The 262-nt window shown below is 51.1% G+C and carries 1 pseudogene; it reads right to left on the bottom strand.

Annotation, left to right across the window (positions count from 1 at the left end):
* Nucleotides 1-138: 138 nt before the first annotated feature.
* Nucleotides 139-262, bottom strand: a pseudogene (locus FDX22_RS03575) (oxidoreductase); the annotation flags it as partial.

The raw sequence follows: 262 nt of genomic DNA, 5'->3' as shown, positions 1-262 counted from the left end.
AGCAATGAAGAGAAACAAGCACTGCGTGAGAAAGTCGCCGCAGCGTAATGGCTTTATTGCCGGATGGCGCTAACGCTTATCTGGCCTACATTGCATTGTAGGCCAGATAAGATGCCTCGACATCCGACATTGGCATTATCAGGCAAGGCACAGCGTTGATCGGTGTTTCGCCGATTCAATGCCCAACTCAATCAGTTCCATGATTTGAATGGCTTGTCTGGCTGGAACCGGGTTCTCGCCGTTACCATTCAGCGCATCACGG

The sequence above is a fragment of the Citrobacter sp. TBCS-14 genome (assembly GCF_005280805.1).
In the GTDB taxonomy this organism is placed as follows: domain Bacteria; phylum Pseudomonadota; class Gammaproteobacteria; order Enterobacterales; family Enterobacteriaceae; genus Citrobacter; species Citrobacter gillenii.
Note: the sequence above shows the minus strand (reverse complement) of the source record. Positions and strands in the feature narration are given on the sequence as shown.